Origin of the sequence: Aeromonas sp. QDB20, from assembly GCF_027707805.1 — a bacterium.
Taxonomy (GTDB): domain Bacteria; phylum Pseudomonadota; class Gammaproteobacteria; order Enterobacterales; family Aeromonadaceae; genus Aeromonas; species Aeromonas dhakensis.
Map to the genome: position 1 here is coordinate 182,982 of NZ_JAPCJC010000007.1, position 18,609 is coordinate 201,590.

17 protein-coding genes and 1 pseudogene are annotated in these 18,609 nt (G+C 61.1%); 9 read left to right on the forward strand and 9 right to left on the reverse strand.

Annotation, left to right across the window (positions count from 1 at the left end; translation table 11 throughout):
• Nucleotides 1-48: 48 nt before the first annotated feature.
• A pseudogene (locus tag PG897_RS11690) lies at nt 49-171 on the forward strand (YkgJ family cysteine cluster protein); the annotation flags it as partial.
• Between the two features lie 120 nt (nt 172-291).
• Here PG897_RS11690 and PG897_RS11695 read toward each other — a convergent pair.
• Complete coding sequence (locus PG897_RS11695; RefSeq protein ID WP_043169424.1) at nt 292-693, reverse strand: hypothetical protein; 402 nt, start codon at nt 691-693, stop codon at nt 292-294.
• 274 nt (nt 694-967) lie between these two features.
• Between PG897_RS11695 and PG897_RS11700 the strand changes: the two genes are divergently transcribed.
• Nucleotides 968-2,365 carry a PepSY-associated TM helix domain-containing protein gene (locus tag PG897_RS11700; protein WP_270829027.1) on the forward strand — a complete coding sequence of 466 codons (1,398 nt, stop codon included), beginning with the start codon at nt 968-970 and terminating at the stop codon, nt 2,363-2,365.
• Nucleotides 2,366-2,433: 68 nt separating this feature from the next.
• Here the strand turns inward: PG897_RS11700 and PG897_RS11705 are convergent, their stop codons facing one another.
• Both PG897_RS11705 and PG897_RS11710 read right to left on the reverse strand, forming a co-directional pair.
• A complete protein-coding gene (locus PG897_RS11705; RefSeq protein WP_010635255.1) occupies nt 2,434-2,649 on the reverse strand; it encodes a DUF6500 family protein in 216 nt (71 codons plus the stop codon).
• A 99-nt stretch (nt 2,650-2,748) separates the two neighbouring features.
• A complete protein-coding gene (locus PG897_RS11710) occupies nt 2,749-3,654 on the reverse strand; it encodes a 1,4-dihydroxy-2-naphthoate polyprenyltransferase (RefSeq protein ID WP_005308387.1) in 906 nt (301 codons plus the stop codon).
• A gap of 207 nt (nt 3,655-3,861) precedes the next feature.
• Here PG897_RS11710 and PG897_RS11715 point away from each other — a divergent pair, with 207 nt between their 5' ends.
• From PG897_RS11715 to PG897_RS11745, 7 genes are all read left to right on the forward strand, one after another.
• Nucleotides 3,862-5,208: an isochorismate synthase gene (locus PG897_RS11715; protein ID WP_201882594.1), complete on the forward strand. Its 1,347-nt coding sequence runs from the start codon at nt 3,862-3,864 to the stop codon at nt 5,206-5,208.
• 33 nt (nt 5,209-5,241) lie between these two features.
• The gene (gene menD, locus PG897_RS11720; protein WP_201885219.1) at nt 5,242-6,972 is read left to right on the forward strand and encodes a 2-succinyl-5-enolpyruvyl-6-hydroxy-3-cyclohexene-1-carboxylic-acid synthase; all 1,731 of its coding nucleotides are present in this window, start codon (nt 5,242-5,244) and stop codon (nt 6,970-6,972) included.
• On the forward strand, nt 6,962-7,732 hold the full coding sequence (gene menH / locus PG897_RS11725) for a 2-succinyl-6-hydroxy-2,4-cyclohexadiene-1-carboxylate synthase (RefSeq protein ID WP_201882597.1): 771 nt from the start codon (nt 6,962-6,964) through the stop codon (nt 7,730-7,732). Before menD ends, menH begins: the two co-directional genes overlap by 11 nt.
• Complete coding sequence (gene menB / locus PG897_RS11730) at nt 7,725-8,585, forward strand: 1,4-dihydroxy-2-naphthoyl-CoA synthase (RefSeq protein ID WP_005308376.1); 861 nt, start codon at nt 7,725-7,727, stop codon at nt 8,583-8,585. The genes menH and menB overlap by 8 nt, the downstream gene beginning before the upstream one ends.
• Nucleotides 8,585-9,514, forward strand: a complete 930-nt coding sequence (gene menC / locus PG897_RS11735; protein ID WP_201882599.1) for an o-succinylbenzoate synthase — start codon at nt 8,585-8,587, stop codon at nt 9,512-9,514. The genes menB and menC overlap by 1 nt, the downstream gene beginning before the upstream one ends.
• A 10-nt stretch (nt 9,515-9,524) precedes the next feature.
• Nucleotides 9,525-10,931: an o-succinylbenzoate--CoA ligase gene (gene menE, locus PG897_RS11740; protein ID WP_201885220.1), complete on the forward strand. Its 1,407-nt coding sequence runs from the start codon at nt 9,525-9,527 to the stop codon at nt 10,929-10,931.
• Nucleotides 10,932-11,232: 301 nt separating this feature from the next.
• Nucleotides 11,233-12,468 (forward strand): winged helix-turn-helix domain-containing protein, encoded by a 1,236-nt coding sequence (locus PG897_RS11745; protein ID WP_005308366.1) that lies wholly within the window; start codon nt 11,233-11,235, stop codon nt 12,466-12,468.
• Nucleotides 12,469-12,470: 2 nt separating this feature from the next.
• Here PG897_RS11745 and PG897_RS11750 read toward each other — a convergent pair whose 3' ends face one another.
• The 6 genes from PG897_RS11750 to PG897_RS11775 all read right to left on the reverse strand — a co-directional run bounded on the left by PG897_RS11750 (nt 12,471) and on the right by PG897_RS11775 (nt 18,446).
• Nucleotides 12,471-13,022, reverse strand: coding sequence for a fimbrial protein (locus PG897_RS11750; RefSeq protein WP_017783618.1), 552 nt, complete (start codon nt 13,020-13,022; stop codon nt 12,471-12,473).
• A gap of 11 nt (nt 13,023-13,033) precedes the next feature.
• Nucleotides 13,034-14,062 carry a fimbrial protein gene (locus PG897_RS11755; protein ID WP_005308359.1) on the reverse strand — a complete coding sequence of 343 codons (1,029 nt, stop codon included), beginning with the start codon at nt 14,060-14,062 and terminating at the stop codon, nt 13,034-13,036.
• A 5-nt stretch (nt 14,063-14,067) separates the two neighbouring features.
• Nucleotides 14,068-14,799, reverse strand: a complete 732-nt coding sequence (locus PG897_RS11760; protein ID WP_201882467.1) for a fimbrial biogenesis chaperone — start codon at nt 14,797-14,799, stop codon at nt 14,068-14,070.
• A 10-nt stretch (nt 14,800-14,809) separates the two neighbouring features.
• Complete coding sequence (locus PG897_RS11765; RefSeq protein WP_201882465.1) at nt 14,810-17,344, reverse strand: fimbria/pilus outer membrane usher protein; 2,535 nt, start codon at nt 17,342-17,344, stop codon at nt 14,810-14,812.
• Between the two features lie 67 nt (nt 17,345-17,411).
• Nucleotides 17,412-17,801: a hypothetical protein gene (locus PG897_RS11770; protein ID WP_043169438.1), complete on the reverse strand. Its 390-nt coding sequence runs from the start codon at nt 17,799-17,801 to the stop codon at nt 17,412-17,414.
• Between the two features lie 99 nt (nt 17,802-17,900).
• Complete coding sequence (locus PG897_RS11775) at nt 17,901-18,446, reverse strand: fimbrial protein (protein WP_139431249.1); 546 nt, start codon at nt 18,444-18,446, stop codon at nt 17,901-17,903.
• Nucleotides 18,447-18,609 lie beyond the last annotated feature (163 nt).

The following is an 18,609-nucleotide window of genomic DNA, read 5'->3' on the forward strand; positions in this document are numbered from 1 at the left end:
GTATCGACGAACGGGACAAGTGGTTTATCAAGCTCGATTGAGCCGCCCCTCGATCGCAACACCATGATGTGCCGCATCTACGAGGTGCGCCCCCTGATCTGCCGTGAGTTTGAAATGGGTGAGCCGGACTGTATCGACGAGCGGGACAAGTGGTTTATCAGGCTGGATTGAGCCGCCCCTCGATCGCACTCACCGCGATGATGTGCCGCATCCATGAGGTGCGCCCCCTGATCTGCCGTGAATTCGAGATGGGTGAGCCGGACTGTATCGACGAGCGGGACAAGTGGTTTATCAGACTGGATTGAGCCCGGCCAGTTGCTGCTCCAGCCAGTGCAGCGCCTCGTCGGTCTGCTCGAAGTAACGGATCCCCTGAAACGGCAAGCCGCTGAACACCTGATCCGCCAGATACTGCTTGAAACTGCCCGCCAGCACCACCGCCAGAAAGGCGCAGCCGTTGTTGGCGCACCATTCGAACTGACGGCGAAAACGGGCAAGCACCTCGGGCCCTGCCGCCTCGAATTCGGTCGCCACCTCGACTATGCCCCAGGGCCCGGCACTCAGGCTGGCGATCTGCTGGCTGAACTGCGCCTCATAGGCCATGGCCCCCGCCAGATTGAAGGGGCCGCTCGGCCGGCAGATCAGCACCTGGCCCTGTCGCTGCATCTCGAAATGGCCGTGGGGTCGCAACTTCACGTCTGCCTCCTTCCCTGGATTCTTCGCCGTGCAAGCACTCTCTTATGTTGCAACAAGGTAATGATCTCTCTGCCAAAAGTCCATTTTGACAAGGTTCGCCTAGAGGGGTTTGCGCCACCTTCTGACCGGCGGCAAACCGGTTCGGCATGCACTCGGCTACCTCCACGGACAGCCCTCATGTTCTGTTGCAGTTAATAAAACGTTGCTGTTATCATCCGCGCCGCCACCAACATTCCACCAACTGAAACGTTAACCCAAGGCGCAAGGAACAGAGATGAAAAATCGGGACGCGAACCACTATCAGCGCATCTGGCGCTGGCACTTCTATGCGGGTCTCTTCGTCGCCCCCTTCCTGATCCTGCTCTCGCTGACCGGGATCGTCTATCTGTTCAAGCCCCAGCTCGACAACCTCATGTATCCCGAGCTGATGAAGGTCGCCTCCGTCAGCCAACCGCTCAGCGCCGACCAGCTGCTGGTAAAGGCGATGGCGGCCATGCCGGACGCCAGCCTGAGCAAATACCTGCCCCCCACAGGCCCGGAGGCCAGCGCCCAGTTCATCGTCCGCCAGGGGGGCAGCGAGCTGACCCTGTTCCTCGATCCCGCCAGCGGCGCCCTGCTCGGCACCATGGACAACAAGTGGAATCTGCAGGCGGTGGCGCGCTCCCTGCACGCCGATCTGCTGCTCGGCACCACCGGAGATAGGCTGATCGAGCTGGCCGCCGGCTGGGGCATAGTGCTGCTCCTGAGCGGGCTCTATCTCTGGTGGCCACGCAAGGGGCCAGGGGTTGGCGGCATCCTGTGGCCGCGCTGGAGCCAGCGTGGGCGGCTCTGGTGGCGTGACCTGCACGCCGTGGTCGGCTTCTGGGGTGCCGGTTTCCTGCTGCTGCTGCTCTTGAGCGGCATGACCTGGACCGGTTTCTGGGGCGATCAGTTTGCCGCCGTCTGGAACCGCTTCCCGGCCGCCATGTGGAACGAGGTGCCCAAGTCGGCGCCCCTGGCCCGCAGCCTCAACCATGCCCACCAGCAGACCGTGCCCTGGGCGGTGGAAAACACCCCCATCCCCAGCTCGGCCGAGCCCAAGGCCCACGACCACAGCGCCATGGGACACGGTGGCGAGCATGACGGCATGGTGATGGCGGAGCACCGCATCCCGCTGCAGCAGGTGGTGGAGATCGCCACCGCACGCCGGGTCACGCCGGGCTACAGCATCACGCCGCCGGCCGGGGCGAGCGGTGTCTACACCATCGCCATCTTTGCCGATGATCCGCGCAACGACGCCACCCTGCACATCGATCAATACAGTGGCAAGGTATTGGCCGACGTGCGCTGGCAAGACTACGGCCCGGTCGCCAAGACGGTGGAAACCGGCGTCATGCTGCACATGGGCAAACTCTACGGCTGGCCGCATCAGCTCGCCATGCTGCTCATCTGCCTGCTGGTGCTGCTGAGCTCGGTGAGCGGGCTCTGGATCTGGTGGAGCCGTCGTCCGCAGGGCCGCCTCGCCGCCCCGCCGCTGCCGACCACCCTGCCCCCCATACGCGGCGCCCTTGCCCTGCTGATCCTGCTCGGCATCTGCTTCCCGCTGGTGGGCGGCTCCATGCTGGTGATCTGGCTGCTGGACAGCCTGCTCTTCGCCCGCCGTCGGGCTCCCAAGCTGGCACGGGCCAGCTAGCGTTACCTCAACCTGACGCACCAACAAGCGGGCTCCCGAATGGGAGCCCGCTGGTTTTCAACCCGTCTTTACTCCTGCTCCACCAGCTGGAGGATCTTCCTCGCCTTCTCGAAGTGATCGAGGCGCTGGGTCTGGATCCACCAGGTCGCCGCCTCCATCAGCAGCTCGGGGTCGTCATTGCGGTTGGCAAAAAACGCATAGAAGGAGACGCCGACCGTCTCCCCCTTCTGGGCAATCTTCTGCTGGCACACCTGGATGATTTTCTGCTTGAGCGAGTCGCGCATGGCGGCCCTCCTGGCCGATGAGTGAATGGCCGGACAGCATACCCCAACCAGCAAAAAGGCTCCCCTGCGGGAGCCTTTCTTCATTGCCAGACAAGGTCGTCAGGATAGCGCCAGCCCGATGGAGAGCAGCAGGCTGTAGAGGAAGGCGCTGATGGCGGTCTTCTTGAGCGAACCGGTCAGCACCTCACCGTCGAAGCTCTGGCGCAGGGTTCTGGCGGCATCGGTGAGCGGCTTCATGGCAGGCAGGAAGATCCAGGGCCAGAAGCTGGCAGGCTGGGTCAGGATGAAGGCGATGGTCGCCAGCAGCGCCGCTCCCAGCAGCACCCAGTGATAGGCGATGGCCCGGTTGCGGCCGAGCCGCACCGCTAGGGTGATCTTGCCGCTGGCGGCGTCGGTCTCGATGTCGCGCACATTGTTGATGTTGAGCACGGCGGTCGCCAGCAGGCCGCAGGCGGTGGCCGGCAGCAGCAGATCCCACTGCAGGGTCTTGGTGAACAGGTAGTAGGAGCCGAGTACCCCCAGCAGACCGAAGAAGAGGAACACCGAGATGTCGCCGAAGCCGCGATAGCCGTAGGGGGTCTTGCCCACCGTGTAGGTGACGGCGGCCACGATGGCGGCACCGCCCAGCAGCACGAAGGTGAGGATCTGCAACCACTGATCGCCGAAGGCGCAGCCCAGCAGGGCGAGGCCGCTGACCACGGCGGCCAGCGCGGTCAGCGCCATGGCCACGCACATCTGCTTGCGGGTGATGAGGCCGGAGACCACGGCGCGCTGGGGGCCGATCCGCTCGCCATTGTCCGCCCCGGATACCGCATCCCCATAGTCATTGGCCAGATTGGAGAGGATCTGCAGCAAAATGGCGGTCAGCAGGGAGAGCGCCATGATGGTGCCGTCGAAGGCGCCGCGGCTGGCCGCCAGCCCGGATCCCAGCAAAATGGAGGAGCACGCCAGCGGCAACGTTCGCAAACGCGCCGCCAGCAACCAAATAGATAAGGTATTTGTCATATTGTGATGGCCAAACAATCAGATATTGATCGTGTTAAGGGTTATCGAACCGGATTTCGGTATACTTGGCCCCTCGGGAGTTGGCTCCCCGGGCGATTTACATGGACGAATGGGCAGATAATATATAGGAATAATCGCTCCTTTGGCATAAACCAACGGCATCCTTCTGCAGGATGGACCGTCACTATCGGCTCATAGACGAAATCCATGTTGGCTCAGACCCATATCAAGCAACAACTGGACGCCCTGCGTCATGGCAATGCCAGCGGCTTCGTGCGACTGCGCGTCGCGATCGAGGTTCGCTCCTTTCTGGGCTGGCTGGCGGCGCAGACTCTCTATCCCCGCATCTATTGGCATGCCAGAGGACAGGACAAACCCGAATACGTGGCACTGGGCTGCCTGCGCGAGCTGACCGAGCCCAGGGCGATCCGCCAGGTCTGCGAGCACACCAGCCAGCCCCATGATGACAGCCCCCGCTACTATGGCGGACTGGCATTCGACCCGACCCAGCCCGGCTGGCAGGGGTTCGGCCCCTGCCGTTTCGTGCTGCCCCGCATCGAGCTGGTGCACCGTGGCGAGTGCATCACCCTCTGCCTCAACCTCTGGCTGCCGGAGCAGACCGGTGGCGACGCCTTCGAGGCCGAACTGCAGGCCGCCGCCGCCGCCCTCGACGCCCTCCAGCCGGAGTCGCCCCTGCCCCCGCTGGCCCGCCACCCGTGGCAGCGGGAAGATTGCCCGAGCCAGCCCCAGTGGCAGACGCTGGTCGAGCAGGTGACCGCCCCCGACTTCCAGGCCCACACCCCCAAGGTGGTGCTGTCGCGCCAGAGCCGGCTCACCCATGAGGGTGCGACGAATGCCACCGAGCCGCAGGCCGTCGCCCCTTGGTCGCTGCTGGCCAGTTGGGCACAGCACGGTCAGGACTGCTTTCACTTCGGCTTCCAGTTTTCCCCCGAGCAGAGCTTCATCGCCTGCTCCCCCGAGCGACTCTACCGTCGTGAACAGCAGCACCTCTTCACCGAGGCGCTGGCGGGCACCATCCGCCGCTCCGGCGACGAGGCGACCGACGCGGCGCTGGCCGCCGAGCTGCTGGCCGACAGCAAGAACCGGCTGGAAAACCGGCTGGTGCACGCCGATATCCTCAGCCGGCTGGCGCCGCTCACCACGGATGCCACCCTGACCGAGCCGCGCATTCTCAAACTGCGGCTGCTGCAGCACCTCAAGTGCGACATCGAGGCCGAACTCAAGCCCGGCGTCTGCGACTGGCAACTGCTGGAGGCGCTGCACCCCACCCCGGCGGTGGGTGGCGCTCCGCGCGAGGCGGCGCTGGCCTTCATCCGCGAACGCGAGCCCTATGATCGCGGCTGGTATGCCGGCGCCTGCGGCATGCTGAGCCGGGAGACCTCCGAGTTCTCGGTCGCCATCCGCAGCGCCCGCATCACGGCGCAGGCCATCACCCTGTTTGCCGGCGCCGGTATCGTCGCGGGTTCCGAGCCTGCCGCCGAGTGGGCCGAACTCGACAACAAGATCGCCAATGTGCTCTCCCTGCTGGGATAGCGTTTCTCATCGACTCCTCACCACGAGAGCCTCATGTCTGCCAGCCAAGCGTTCGCCAGTCACCATGCCACCTTCAACCACGTCTGGTCTTCCCTCTTGCTGGAGGAACTCTTTCGCCTCGGCGTGCGCGACATCGCACTGGCCTCCGGCTCGCGCTCGGCGCCGCTCACCATGGCGGCCGCCGCCCACCCCGGCTTTCGCCGCCATCTGCACTTTGACGAGCGCGGCCTCGGCTTCATGGCGCTGGGGCTGGCCAAGGGCAGTGGGCGCCCGGTGGCGGTGATCATGACCTCGGGCACCGCGGTGGCCAACCTCTGGCCGGCGGTGGCCGAGGCCCAGCTCACCGGCGTGCCGCTCATCATTCTCTCGGCCGACCGGCCGCCCGAGCTCATCGACAACGGGGCAAATCAGGCCATCGATCAGCAGGGGATCTTCGGCCGCTACCCCGTCTATCAGCAGAACCTGCCGAGCCCCACCGCCACCATCCCGGCCGCCTTCGTGCTGAGCTCGGTGGATCAGGCGCTGGCCCAGCAGGCACGCACACCGGGGCCGGTGCACTTCAACTGCATGTACCCGGAGCCCCTCTATCCGGGCGACGCCTATCTGGACTTCTCCGCCTATCTGGCCCCCCTCGGTGACTGGCTCCGCTCGTCCGAGCCCTGGAGCCCCTGGCAACTGGCGCAGGCCCCCTGCCCGTGTCAGCCCGACTGGGACGAGCTGCAGGGTAAGCGCGGCCTCATCGTCGCCGGCCGCATTCAGGATCCCGCCCAGGCCAAGGCAGTCGCCGCGCTGGCCGAGCGGCTCGGCTGGCCACTGCTGGCAGACCTGCAGAGTCAGCTGCGCTTCGATGGCCGCAATCTGGTGCACGCAGATCTCGCCCTGCAACACAGCGGCTTCGTGGCCGAGCTGGCCCGGGCCGAGGTGCTGCTGCAATTTGGCGCCCGCCTCATCTCCAAGCGACTCGGCCAGTTCATCAAGCAGCAGCCCTGGCAGGCATACTGGCTCATCGACCCGCAGCCAGCCCGGCTCGACCCGGACTACCGGCTGCGCCGCCGCCTGCTGTGCGAACCCGGCGCCTTTGCCGCCGCCCATCCGGTGGCGCATTCGCACCTGCCCTGGCACCGGTTGGCGGAGCGCCAGCAGTCCGTCAGCCAGCAGGTGCGCAGCGCCTGCGAGCGTTTCTCCGAGCTCGGGGTGTGCCACCGTCTGAATCAGCTGATCAAGGGTCAGCTGTTTGTCGGCAACAGCATGCCGGCCCGGCTGATGGACATGCTCGGCGAGGCGGGCAAGGGCCCCAGCCGGGTGATGACCAACCGCGGCGCCTCCGGCATCGACGGTCTCATCGCCACCGCCTACGGCTTCGCGCAATCGATCGAGCCAGGCAGCGACGAGCCCACCACCCTGCTGCTCGGGGATCTCAGCGCCCTGCACGATCTCAACAGCCTGGCGCTGCTCGGCAAGGCGAGCCGGCCGCTGGTGGTGATCCTGCTCAACAACGATGGCGGCAGCATCTTTCGCATGTTGCCGGTGCCGACCCAGGACGCACTGCTGGAGACCTACTACTGCCTGCCCCACGGCCTGCACTTCGAGCACGCCGCCGCCATGTTTGGCCTCCACTACCGGGCGCCGGCCACCCTCGCCGACTTTGAGCGGGACTACGCCGCCGCACTGGAAAAGGGGGTAACGCTGATTGAAATCAAGGTCCCCAGCAGCGAAGTCGCCGAGGATCTGAAGGCACTGGGAAGCGCGATCCGTGGCAGCTAGTGCCGACCAGCCGACGCTGGTGCTGCTGCACGGCCTGCTCGGCGATGCCCAAGACTGGCAACCCGTACAGGCAGCCCTGGCCGACCTCCCCAGCCTGGCGCTGGATCTGCCGGGTCACGGCAGCAACCAGGCTGTGCGGGTGAGCGGTTTTGACCAGGCCCATCGCTGGCTGTGCGACGAGCTGGCCGCGCGCGGCATCGGTCGCTACCAACTGGTGGGCTATTCGCTGGGGGGGCGGCTCGCCCTCTATCACGCCAGCCAGACGCCGGTGGGGCTGCAGGCCCTGCTGCTGGAAAACTGCCACCCCGGCCTGCCCGCCGAAGAGCGCGCTGCGCGCCTGACCCACGACGAAAGCTGGGCCCGGCGCTTCGAGCAGGAGCCCCTGGCGAGCGTGCTGGCGGACTGGTATCGGCAAGGGGTGTTCGCCGATCTGGACGATCATTCCCGCGCCCGCCAGATAGCCCGCCGCCTTGGCAACGACGGCAAGGCCGTGGCCGCCATGCTGCGTGCCACCTCCCTTGGCAAGCAGCCGAACCTGGCCCCCTGGCTGGCGCAAGGCACGCTGCCGGTCACCTGGGTGAGCGGCAGGCGGGATCACAAATTCCATCAGCTGGCTTGCCTCATGGCGAGTCAGCAGAGCAAAATCAACCACTTGGAGCTGGATGGCGGCCACAACCTGCATGCCCACCAGCCTGAGGCCTTTGCCCGGCTCCTCGCGGAGTGGGTCAACCAACAACAAGAAGAGAAGCGTCATGATTGAAGCAATGACTGAAGCGGAACTCTATGCCCCCGTCGAGTGGCGTGATTGCTCCGCCGGTTACGAGGACATCCTCTATCACAAGTCCGGCGATGGCATTGCCAAGATCACCATCAACCGCCCCCAGGTGCGCAACGCCTTCCGCCCCCGCACCGTCAAAGAGATGCTGCAGGCGCTGGCCGATGCCCGCTACGACGATCAGGTCGGCACCATCATCCTGACCGGCTTCGGTGAAAAAGCCTTCTGCGCCGGCGGTGACCAGAAGATCCGTGGCGACTACGGTGGCTATCGCGATGACGAGGGCACCCATCACCTCAACGTGCTCGACTTCCAGCGCGACATCCGCACCTGCCCGAAACCGGTCGTTGCCATGGTGGCCGGCTATGCGGTCGGTGGCGGCCACGTGCTGCACATGATGTGCGATCTGACCATCGCCGCCGACAACGCCCAGTTTGGCCAGACCGGCCCGAAAGTGGGCTCCTTCGACGGCGGCTGGGGTGCCTCCTACATGGCGCGCATCGTCGGCCAGAAGAAGGCCCGCGAAATCTGGTTCCTCTGCCGCATGTACGATGCCAAGCAAGCCCTCGACATGGGGCTGGTCAATACCGTCGTGCCGCTGGCAGAGCTGGAGCGTGAAACCGTGCGCTGGTGCCGCGAGATGCTGCAGAACAGCCCGATGGCGCTGCGCTGCCTGAAGGCCGCCCTCAACGCCGACTGCGACGGCCAGGCCGGCTTGCAGGAGCTGGCGGGGAATGCCACCATGCTGTTCTACATGACCGAAGAGGGTCAGGAAGGGCGCAACGCGTTCAACGAGAAACGCCGTCCCGACTTCTCCAAATACAAGCGGAATCCCTGATGACACTCGCTCTCTATCGCTACCAACTGCCTTTTACCCAGCCCCTGACCTTTCACGGCAAGGTGGAGGTGGCGCGAGAGGGCCTGCTGGTCCGCGTTGACGACGGCTGGGGGGAGATAGCCCCCCTGCCCGGCTTCTCCCGCGAGAGCATGGCCGAGGCGCAAGCCGAAGCCATCGCCAGTCTGGAGCGGCTGGCTGCGGGGCAGGAGATAGCCCCGCAGCTCCCTTCGGTGCAATTCGGGCTGGACTGTGCCCGCCGCTGCTGGCCAGCCCAGACAGCCCCGCTGCCCGAACCCTATCCCCTTATTCAGGGCTCCCCCCAGGAGCTGCTGAAGAACTGGAAGAACTGGCTTCACAAGACCCCGAACAAGGCCAAGCTGAAGGTGGCCCGTTACCCCATGCGCGACGAGCTGGCGCTGATCCGCCTGCTGTGCGACCGCATTCCCACCCTCAAGCTGGTGCTGGACGCCAACCAGGGCTGGACCCGCGAGGAGGCCTGGGCCTTCTGCGGTCATCTGGACCCGAACCGGATCGAATATCTGGAAGACCCCTGCGCCGACTTTGCCGACATCGCCTTCGTGGCCAATCGCACCGGCATGCCGGTGGCCATCGACGAGCTGCTGGCCCAGGGCAAGCCGTGGGAACCCATTCCCCAGCTGCGCGCCCTGGTGCTCAAGCCGACCCTGCTCGGTTCGCTGGCCCACTGCGAGGCACTGGTGACCCGGGCCCACGAGCTGCGCCTCAAGGTGATCGTCTCTTCCTGTTTCGAATCCGGCGTCGGTCTGAACCAGCTGTTCCATCTGGCCGGCGAATGGGCACCGGAACAGGCCCCCGGCCTGGATACCCGGCGCTGGCTGGCCGCCGATCTGCTGGACGCCGCCGGCAAACCCGATCCAAGCCTGCTGGAGCCCCTGTTTCACCACGATTGAAGGGGCCTGCATGCCACCCTTGTCTGACCATCACTCCCATCCCGAACCCTGCCCGGTGCGTCACTGGGCGCGATCCGCTCCCGCTCGCATCGCCATTCACGCCACCGTCCCGCTCACCTACCGGCAACTGGACGCCAGGCTCAACAGCCTGTGCCAGCAGCTGGCCATGGCCGGCCTGCAACCGGGAGATCGCCTCGCCGCCGTGGTACGCGGTGCGCTGGAAGATGTGCTGCTGACCTGGGCCTGCGTGCGCAGCGCCATCGTCTTCTGCCCGCTCAACCCCGCCTTTCCGCTGACCCGGCAAACGGAGCTCGCGACCCTGCTCGACGTCAGGGCCTGCTGGTCGGCGAGCGAGATCCCGGCCGGCAGCTGGCAACCGCTACGGCTCGACTTCACTCGTGAGCTGGTGGCGGACGAAGGCGACTGCATGCTGGATCCTGCCCGGCTCAACAACATGATCCTCACCTCGGGTTCCAGCGGCACGCCCAAGGCCGTGGTGCACCGGCTGGCCAACCACCTGGCCTCGGCGCGAGGCTCCACCAGCCAGATCCCGCTCGATGAGCGTTGTGGCTGGCTGCTCTCCCTGCCGCTGTTTCATGTCGGCGGTTACGCCATTCTGTTCCGGGTCTTTCTGGCGGGCGCAGCCCTGGTGCTGGACGATCGCGCCCGCCCGCTCAGGGAGCGGCTCGAACAACAACCCATCACCCATCTATCCCTGGTACCGACCCAGCTCTGGCGACTGCTGGCGCAGGGCTTCGATCCCGCTCGAACCCGGCTGCGCGAGCTGCTGCTCGGGGGCGCCGCCATCCCCCAGCCGCTGGTGCACAGGCTCACCGCCATGGGGCTGGTGCCCAAGGTGAGCTATGGCCTCTCCGAGATGGGCAGCCAGGTCTGCACCGGCCGGCCGGCCGCCGCTGGCGTGGTGGGCAAGGCGCTGCCGGGGCGGGAGGTCTGCATCCGCCAGGGGGAGATCTGCGTGCGCGGCGAGACGCTGTTTGCGGGCTACTTCAAGGAAGGGGGGCTGGCGCGGCCGCTCGACGAGGACGGCTGGTTCCACACCCGCGACAAGGGGCATTTCAACGCGGATGGCGAACTGGTGGTGGAGGGGCGGCTCGACAACCTCTTCATCTCGGGGGGCGAGAACATTCAGCCCGAGACCATAGAGCAGCGGCTGGTGGATCACCCCGCAGTTGCACAGGCGCTGGTGGTGCCGGTGCCGAGCGACGAGTGGGGGCAGAGGCCCGCCGCCTTCATCGACTGGCATGGCGAGCCGCGGCCTTATGCCGAGCTGGCGACCTGGATCCGGCAGACCCTGCCCGGCTTCATGGTGCCGGACCAATGGCATCCCTGGCCCGATCTCGGGGGGCAACTCAAGCCGCAGCGCAGGCAATATCAACGCATGCTGCAGGAACAGTGATCAGCCATGCGACAATTTCAGACATGGTGGAGCCATCCAAATACACACTTTATTCGAAAGAAAATGCTGGCGGCGTCAAAATACCCCTCACAGGCAGGGGGAAGTGAGAACGATTACATACACGACCCTCTTTTTGTGTGTTTTTTGAACTGAACGAGCCGCCTGTAGTACCATATTCCCCGCCATGCATTTAAACGCAAAGGTAACTAGTTGATAGTTAAAGATATTGCTAATTTCCCATTATTTGAACAAAGACTGCATGGTGGTAAAATGCTCTCCTTGGCAGTAAGACGAGTCACACATGAGTAACAAAAATTATAAAATTGCAGAGGATATCTTTTTCTCCGCTGCAATATTCCGACTCTCGAAAGGAGACAAGGACATCAAGCTCAGCAACAAGGAAGCCGAGCTGCTCGAGATGCTGTGTGATGAGGCAGGTACTGTCATTGCCAGAAGCAAGCTGCAGGATGCCTTGTGGCCGAACCAGGACAATACCGACACCAACCTGAACCGGCAGATCCTCTCGTTGAGACGAAAGCTGGAATCATTCGGTTTGATGGATGCGATCGATACTATCCCGCGGGTGGGATATATCTTCTGCGCCCCCATTGAAGTGGCCGGAGAGACCGAGGAGGCAGTGCCGAATGAAGAAATTCAGACGGTCGCAACCGCCAATGTGCCCCAGGTCAGACGGCAATATACCCGCCGTAAATATGATCGCTATTTCAGCCCGCAGCGTATTTTGCTGGTTGCACTCTTGCTGGTATCGCTGACCGCGCTGGTCATCAGCATATATCACTATGCCACGGCCAATACGCTGCGCACCATCAATCTTGGCCATGTTTCTCTTTATATGACCAGTGATACCGAGCAAGCATTGAAGGTAAAGATCGATGCGCTCTCACCGTTGGTCCAGAAAATTTCGCGCAAGGATGATGAACAGGTATCCCTGCTGGTCGGAAAAGAAGCCATCAGCTATTTTTCCATCGACAACAACAGTCGCCAGCTGTCAGAAAATGTCTTTTTATTGCGCAATGGTCATCCGCTTGCCGAAGAGGTGCAATGCGTTATTTCCACCATGGCTCAGCAGGGAAAGAATGTTTCCCATAACTATTACAACAATACCGACACCACAGTTCGATATCACAGCAATTGCCAGGCGCCGGACAACTGGGTTGAGCTGACCAGAAAGAACAAGTTCATTGTTACACTGAGCCGTGAAATAGTCGTGGCAACCATTATAGCTACCGACAGCCAGGGTCAGACGCTATTCAATCTGGATTCCGTCGGGGATCTGGAGCGGGATGATGGCGATATTTCGGTAGAGGTAAAAAATACCATCGTCAATTACATCGATCAAAAGGCACTGACCAATAACGGCATGGTAGCAACCCTGGTGGCCGCCTTGACCCCCCCTAAACAGAAAGCACAGTTTGTGCAGTTGCCGGGGGGCATTTACCTCTCCAGTTATCTGGGTGGCGTTATCAACTGGCCCAGTCTGGGTAATTCAAAGGTCATTCAGCGCAATGACTTCTGACCTTATTCATAGGCAACGATAAAGTTGGCCACGGCGGAATAATCCCCGGGCTGGATGGTCTTGGCAGCCAGCGCGTCCGGATGCGCTTCCACCCGGGCAAAGAACTGCAGCTCATTGTCCGCCGCACCGCCCAGCAGATAACCGCGGGAGGGGGTGCCCAGATCCAGTGGTGACTGGGTCACGTCATAGAGGCGGATCCCGGCGCCCTTGGCCATCCCGGCGGTAAACGCCAGCCCGCCGCTGAGCTGGGGATCCTGCGAGCCGGTAAAGGTCACCTTGGCCATGCGAAAGATCCCCGGCTTGCAGTTGGTCAGCCGGATGGAGAAAGGCACTTGGACCCCGGCCCCGTTGGCATAGAGCTCCTTCACGTCGACCACCCCCATCTCGACCTCCTGCTCGATGGATTCGGGAGCAATCTCGCACGGCTGATCGATGATCCGGCCATGGAGGTGGACCGTGTTGCCAAGCAACTCCAAGTCATCGCCGGCACGGGGAGCCGCCGTTACCGCCAACAGCGGGCACAGCGCCAGGCCTATCCACAATGTCCGCAACATATGACAACTCCTCACTGAAATTCGGCAACTATGGTTGCGGTGGCGTAGAAGTCACCCGCAGGAATATCAGCACCTACCGGTGTTATCGGCGCGGCAATAAAGCCCCAGTCACCAATGTTTCCTTGCATGGAAACCGGATAAAATGTATTCAAATTCAGCTGAGAACCATCCAGCTGCTTGAACTTTATGCCCAAATCGGAAATGACATTTCCACCTTGATAGCCATCCCGAGTTGTCCGCAGATAGTCTTGGTTGAAAGAGGTTGGTTTTCCAGAAATACCAAGATTGATCTTCAAGGCATCCCCTTCAAAAACACCACCACGACATTGAAATGTCAGAGGGACCGTCTTTTCAAAATTATTCCCATCCAATCCAGATCCTGGCAAATCACCAAATTCTACTTCAATAGTCTGCCCACCGTTAATTACGCATTCTTCTGGTACATATAAAATTGCAGATGTAATCGTAATTCGAGACATTGGCAAATTATTGAAATCTGTAGTGGTAGACCCTAGGCGACCATACATCTCTACGACTTGACGATCCGATATTTGTACACCATTAATTATTTGTTTTCTTACACGGAAGGTTACTCGCCCACGGCTACCACTTTCGAAATTATTTATTCTTGTCTCTTTTCCCTTAGTACAAGAGTAATTTGGGTAATCATTACTTTCATTCGGAAATGGGGCCGTAACAAACTTTTTCTTCCAACCAGCTATCCAAATTTCGACCTTCATATCCAGAAAGTCATTTAGTTTTACAAAACCATCACCTGCTTGAGGCAAGCCATCCGTCATGGTCGCCTTATAGTACACTGGAGATTGTGGAATGCTTCTATCCGGGCAGGTAACGATACCCGAATATTGCCCCCCCAAGTTCCACTCAAACGCCTTGGTAGTAAAACCAGGTTTGTTTTGAATATCAGCCTTATCCAACGATATATAGTAATCATGGGTTGGGTTGGGCGTCACATAACCATTTGCCAATGCCGTTCCTGCAAACAGCATAAGGCTTGAACAGAAGATGGAACGTAGCATAGGCCTTACTCGCTCTTCACGGCTTTACAGGCATTGCCTGTGCACTGGTATTTGATATCCATATATCCGCCGTAGTCATTGACGTAGCTGATCACAAATTCATTGCCCAGCGTTTCCGGGATGTTGACCGTCTGCTCGGACTTGGGTGCCACCATAAAGGCGGAGAAGCCCTTGATGGCGGTTCTCCCCTTGCCCTGCGGATGGCCGAGGCCCACGTAGGTGATGTAGTAAGGGGTGGGGTTGTTCACCTGCAGGGCCTTGCCCTGCTTGGTGATCAGCACCTGATCCTGCCAGATGGCGCCGCGCTCGGGCAAAATGGCCTCGGGGCGGTAGAACAGCTTGATCTTGGACTGCACGGCAATCTGCATCACGTTGCTCTTCTCGCTCTTGGGCGGGATCTCGCGCAGGTTGAAGTAGTAGATCGACTCGCGATCCTTGGGCAGGCTGTCGATGGCCGGCACGCTGGCGATGCGCACGATGGACTTCTGGTTGGCATCCACCCGCTGTACCGGCGGCAGCACCACGAAGGGTGAAGAGATCTTCTGCCCCTGGGCATCTTCAATCCAGGACTGCGCCAGATAGGGCAGCTTCTGGTTCTCGTTCTTGATGTTGAGGCTGATGGACTTGGCACCACCCGGATAGACGGCGCGAGTACGGTCCAGCACGATGGCAGCGCTGACGTTGAGCGAGGTCATGCCCAGCACGGCCAGACAGGTATAAGAGAGCAGCTTTTTCATCGGTATCCCATTACTTGCAAGTGAGAGTCTTCATCGACAGATCGGTTACTTGTTGCGGTGCCACTATCTTGCACTGGCGGGCGCCGCCCCAGGAGAGTTCAAACGCTTCATTCGGTTTCACCCCGGTCAGATAGACCAGGCCATCTTCATCCACCACCGAGAGCACACGGCCGGAATCCCTGACGACGGTGGCACCAAACGGCGGCACTGAGCCATCGGACAGCTTGACGTTGGCCAGCAGCTTGAACCCTTCGGCGATTTCGAAGGCATTATACCCAATTGCCCCCTCGGTCAGGGTCCCCTGCTTGATGGCGTTCATCGCATCGATGTCGTCGCTCAGCTGATCCACGTCCACCCGGGTGTCGCTCTTGCGATAGTCGGTCATGTCGCTGATCACCGCGACGCCAAAGCGGTTGGTCACGGCGCGGCCGTTGTTGAAGGAGACGCCGGAGGTCTTGTCGGTATCCACCATCATGCGGGTGCCGCCACGACGGGTCGCCTGATGCAGAGCCGCCCCGTGCTCGGTCGCCGTCAGGCCGCCGCGCAGGCTGGCACCGACCGAGGTGTACTCGCTCTGCACGCTGTAGGCATTGAGGCTGACCGCCCCGATGTCGCTGTTGTGGTTGTAGTAACCCCGCGCCACGGCGTGACCATTGCTCTGCACGCCCGCCCCCAGCTGATAGGTGTCATCCGGCCGGCTGTAGTCCTGATAGGTGGCCAGGTGGGTCACCTTGCCGTTGGAGGACTGCACGCTGTATCCCGCGCTCTTTCGGTCTCCGATCGGCATGCTCAGGGTCAGCATGACGCTCTTGTCATCCTCGTAGTTCTCGGTCTTGGTCTTGTAGGCCGACACATAGACGGAGACATCCTTGAAGCTGCCGATATTCACGTTCTTGTTGATGGTGAGGCCGTAGCGATCCTCGGCGTCATGTTCCCAATAGGTTCTGTGGGTGTAGTCCAGGTAGACGGTCAGCGCCTTGGCCGCATCATCCGCCCAGAAGGTCTTGTTGGCGGTGATGGTGTAAAGCTCCTTGTCACCCCAGTTGTTGTAGTCATCGCTCGAGGTGTTCTCGTTCTTCTCCAGCCGATCCTTGTTATTGAGGAACTGCGACATGGTCATGAAGTCATGCTGGGAGAAGCGATAGCCGGCGAAGGTGATCGAGCTGTTGTATTCATCGAACTGCTTGGCGTAGTTCACCCGCACCGACTGGCCAATCTTGGTCGACAAGCCGGGCAGCTTGGAAATGGATTGGGTCAGGTCGGCGGAAATGGCACCGAAGGCATAGAGATCACGACCGATACCCAGCCCCATGGAGTTGTATTCACCCGCAACCAGACTGCCGCCATAGAGCGACCAGGAGTTTGCCACCCCCCAGGAGAAATCACCGGTGACGAAGGCAGGGCCGTGCACGTCGTGCACCGAGTCCGTCTGTTCGGAAGGGGCGCCGACCGCCAGGTTGTATCTGACATAACCGGGACGGGTCAGATAGGGCACAGTTGCCGTGTCGACCTGGAACGAGTTGACGCTGCCATCCTGCTCTTCCACCCGCACATCGAGACGGCCGCGCACCGAGCTGTCCAGCCCCTGGATGCGAAACGGACCGGCCGGTACGTTGGTCTCATAGAGGATGCGACCGGACTGGGAGACGGTCACCTTGGCATTGGTCTTGGCGATGCCGCTCACTTCCGGCGCATAGCCCTGCAGGCTCGGCGGCAACATGCGCTCGTCATTGGCCAGGTTGACGCCGGTATAGCGAAAACCGTCGATCAGCTGGGAGTTGAGCTGCTGCTCACCCACCGTCAGCTTGGCGGCCATGTTCGGCAGCGGACGATAGGCGTAGATGCGGTTCAGCTCGGAAGTGGTCCGATCGTTGTCGCCCCAGTAGGCATTGGTCTGATAGTCGCCGCGCAGGCGCCAGGCACCGTAGTTGAACCCCAGGGTGCCGTAGCTGCTGATGTTACGGTTGGAGTAGCCATCGCCCTCGTTGATCTGGGCGTTGATGTTGTAGTCCAGCATCATCCCCGGGATCCCTTCATCCCACTGCTCGGGCGGAATCCAGTTGGGATCGCTGTACTTCATCCACGCCTGGGGCACGGCGATGTGCAGCAGGCCGTTGCCGATATCGTTGGCGATCACCACGCCGTCCAGCGCCAGCAGGTTGGCACACTGACCGTCGTGCCAGCTGTCGATCTTGGCGATGGCCTCGTCGGTCAGCGCCAGCTTGGGGATCACCTCTTGCGGCAGGCAGGCCACCCCGCCCTTCCCCTTGCCGGTGTCGGTCTCGTAGAAGGGGATTTTCTGCAGGGGCAGCTTGTTCTTGTTGACCTCGATCTCGAGGTAGTAGTCGCCGGGCAGGATGTAGCCTTCGTCGGCAAACTGGGAGAGGTCGATCTTGGTCCGTTCGTCCAGATCGAGCGCATCAATATTAAACTCCGTCTCTGCCCATGCATGATTCGCCACCGCCATCAGGCCGGGCACGCACAGCATAAAAGCCATTTTGGAATAATGTTTTTTTCTCACAGAGTCTGATGTTGAAACGCTCATATATTTACTCTAGGAATTGCATAACGGTCTCACGTAATGAGGTATCTACACTAAGCAATTGGCTTGCTTACATATAATTGAGTTCAAACAGCGTCGTACTGTTAGGAAAAAACAGTTGACTGCTGGTCAGACCCAAATTGAATTCCAGATCACTGTTGACGATATCCGAAATAATAAATCTCTCGCCGGATACCTTGTGATATTGGCCGTTGTTGAGAATGCCAAGCTCATCACTCATGGCACCGCGCACGGACATGGAAATAAAAGGCAGTGATGCCTCTGCTGCTCCTTCAACCTGACAGCCGCTGATTTTCAACGTGCCCGGTTGCCTGGCCTGCAAAGGAATGCTGCGCTGCACGTCCAGGGTACAGCCCGACTCGGCCAGCCCATCCGAAATCTCGTTGGCGTGGACTGATCCCGCCATCATCACCAGCTGCAGCACCATGGCTGCCATCATTGAAGTTTTCATGATCAAGGTTCGATGTGAGGAGACAGAAGGTGTGAAGTTGTGGTGGCATCAGCCACCACAACCCTGGTCACACGTTAAGGCAGTCGATTACTCGTAGGAGAGAGTAAAGTTGGTCACTGCGGTGAAAGCGCCAGCTTTCAGCGGGTAGGTGTCTTGGCTTGCATAACCTTTCAGCACGGCGCTGAAGGGCAGCTCGTTGTCACCGTTGACCAGACCGAAGGCGGCTGTCGGTTCACCCAGCACGATAGCAGCGCCAGTGCCAGGGGCGGTCATCTTGATACCGGCACCAGCGGCGTCACCACCACCAATAACCAGCAGGCTGGAATCTACCGGGTCTTTGGCACCGCTGAAGGTGACCTTGACGGCATCTTCAGTATCGGAGATTTCACAGTTCAGCAGCTTGATGCTGAACGGCTTGGAGTTGGACTCGCCACCGTTGGCCAGCTCTTTGGTGCTGATCTGACCCATTTCAACTACCTGGTCAACAGACTCAGGAGCAACGGAGCAAGGAGCGTTGATGATTTCACCGTTGAAGGTGACTTTACCTGAACCGGTGTTGCCAGCAGCAAAAGCGGTGCCGCACAGCAGCATGGAACCAACACCCATAGCAACCAGAATTTTGTTAGCTTTCATTCGTTTATACCTACATTAACGTGTGTTGTACTGCATCACTCCAATCATGCTGGAGTCACGATCTTCAGTGATGCCGCGATATACTGCGGGAATTCAGATAATAAGTGCGACACTCATGGATGAATGGCGAGAGGTGGCCAACTGCTGATTGGTGGTACCCTTC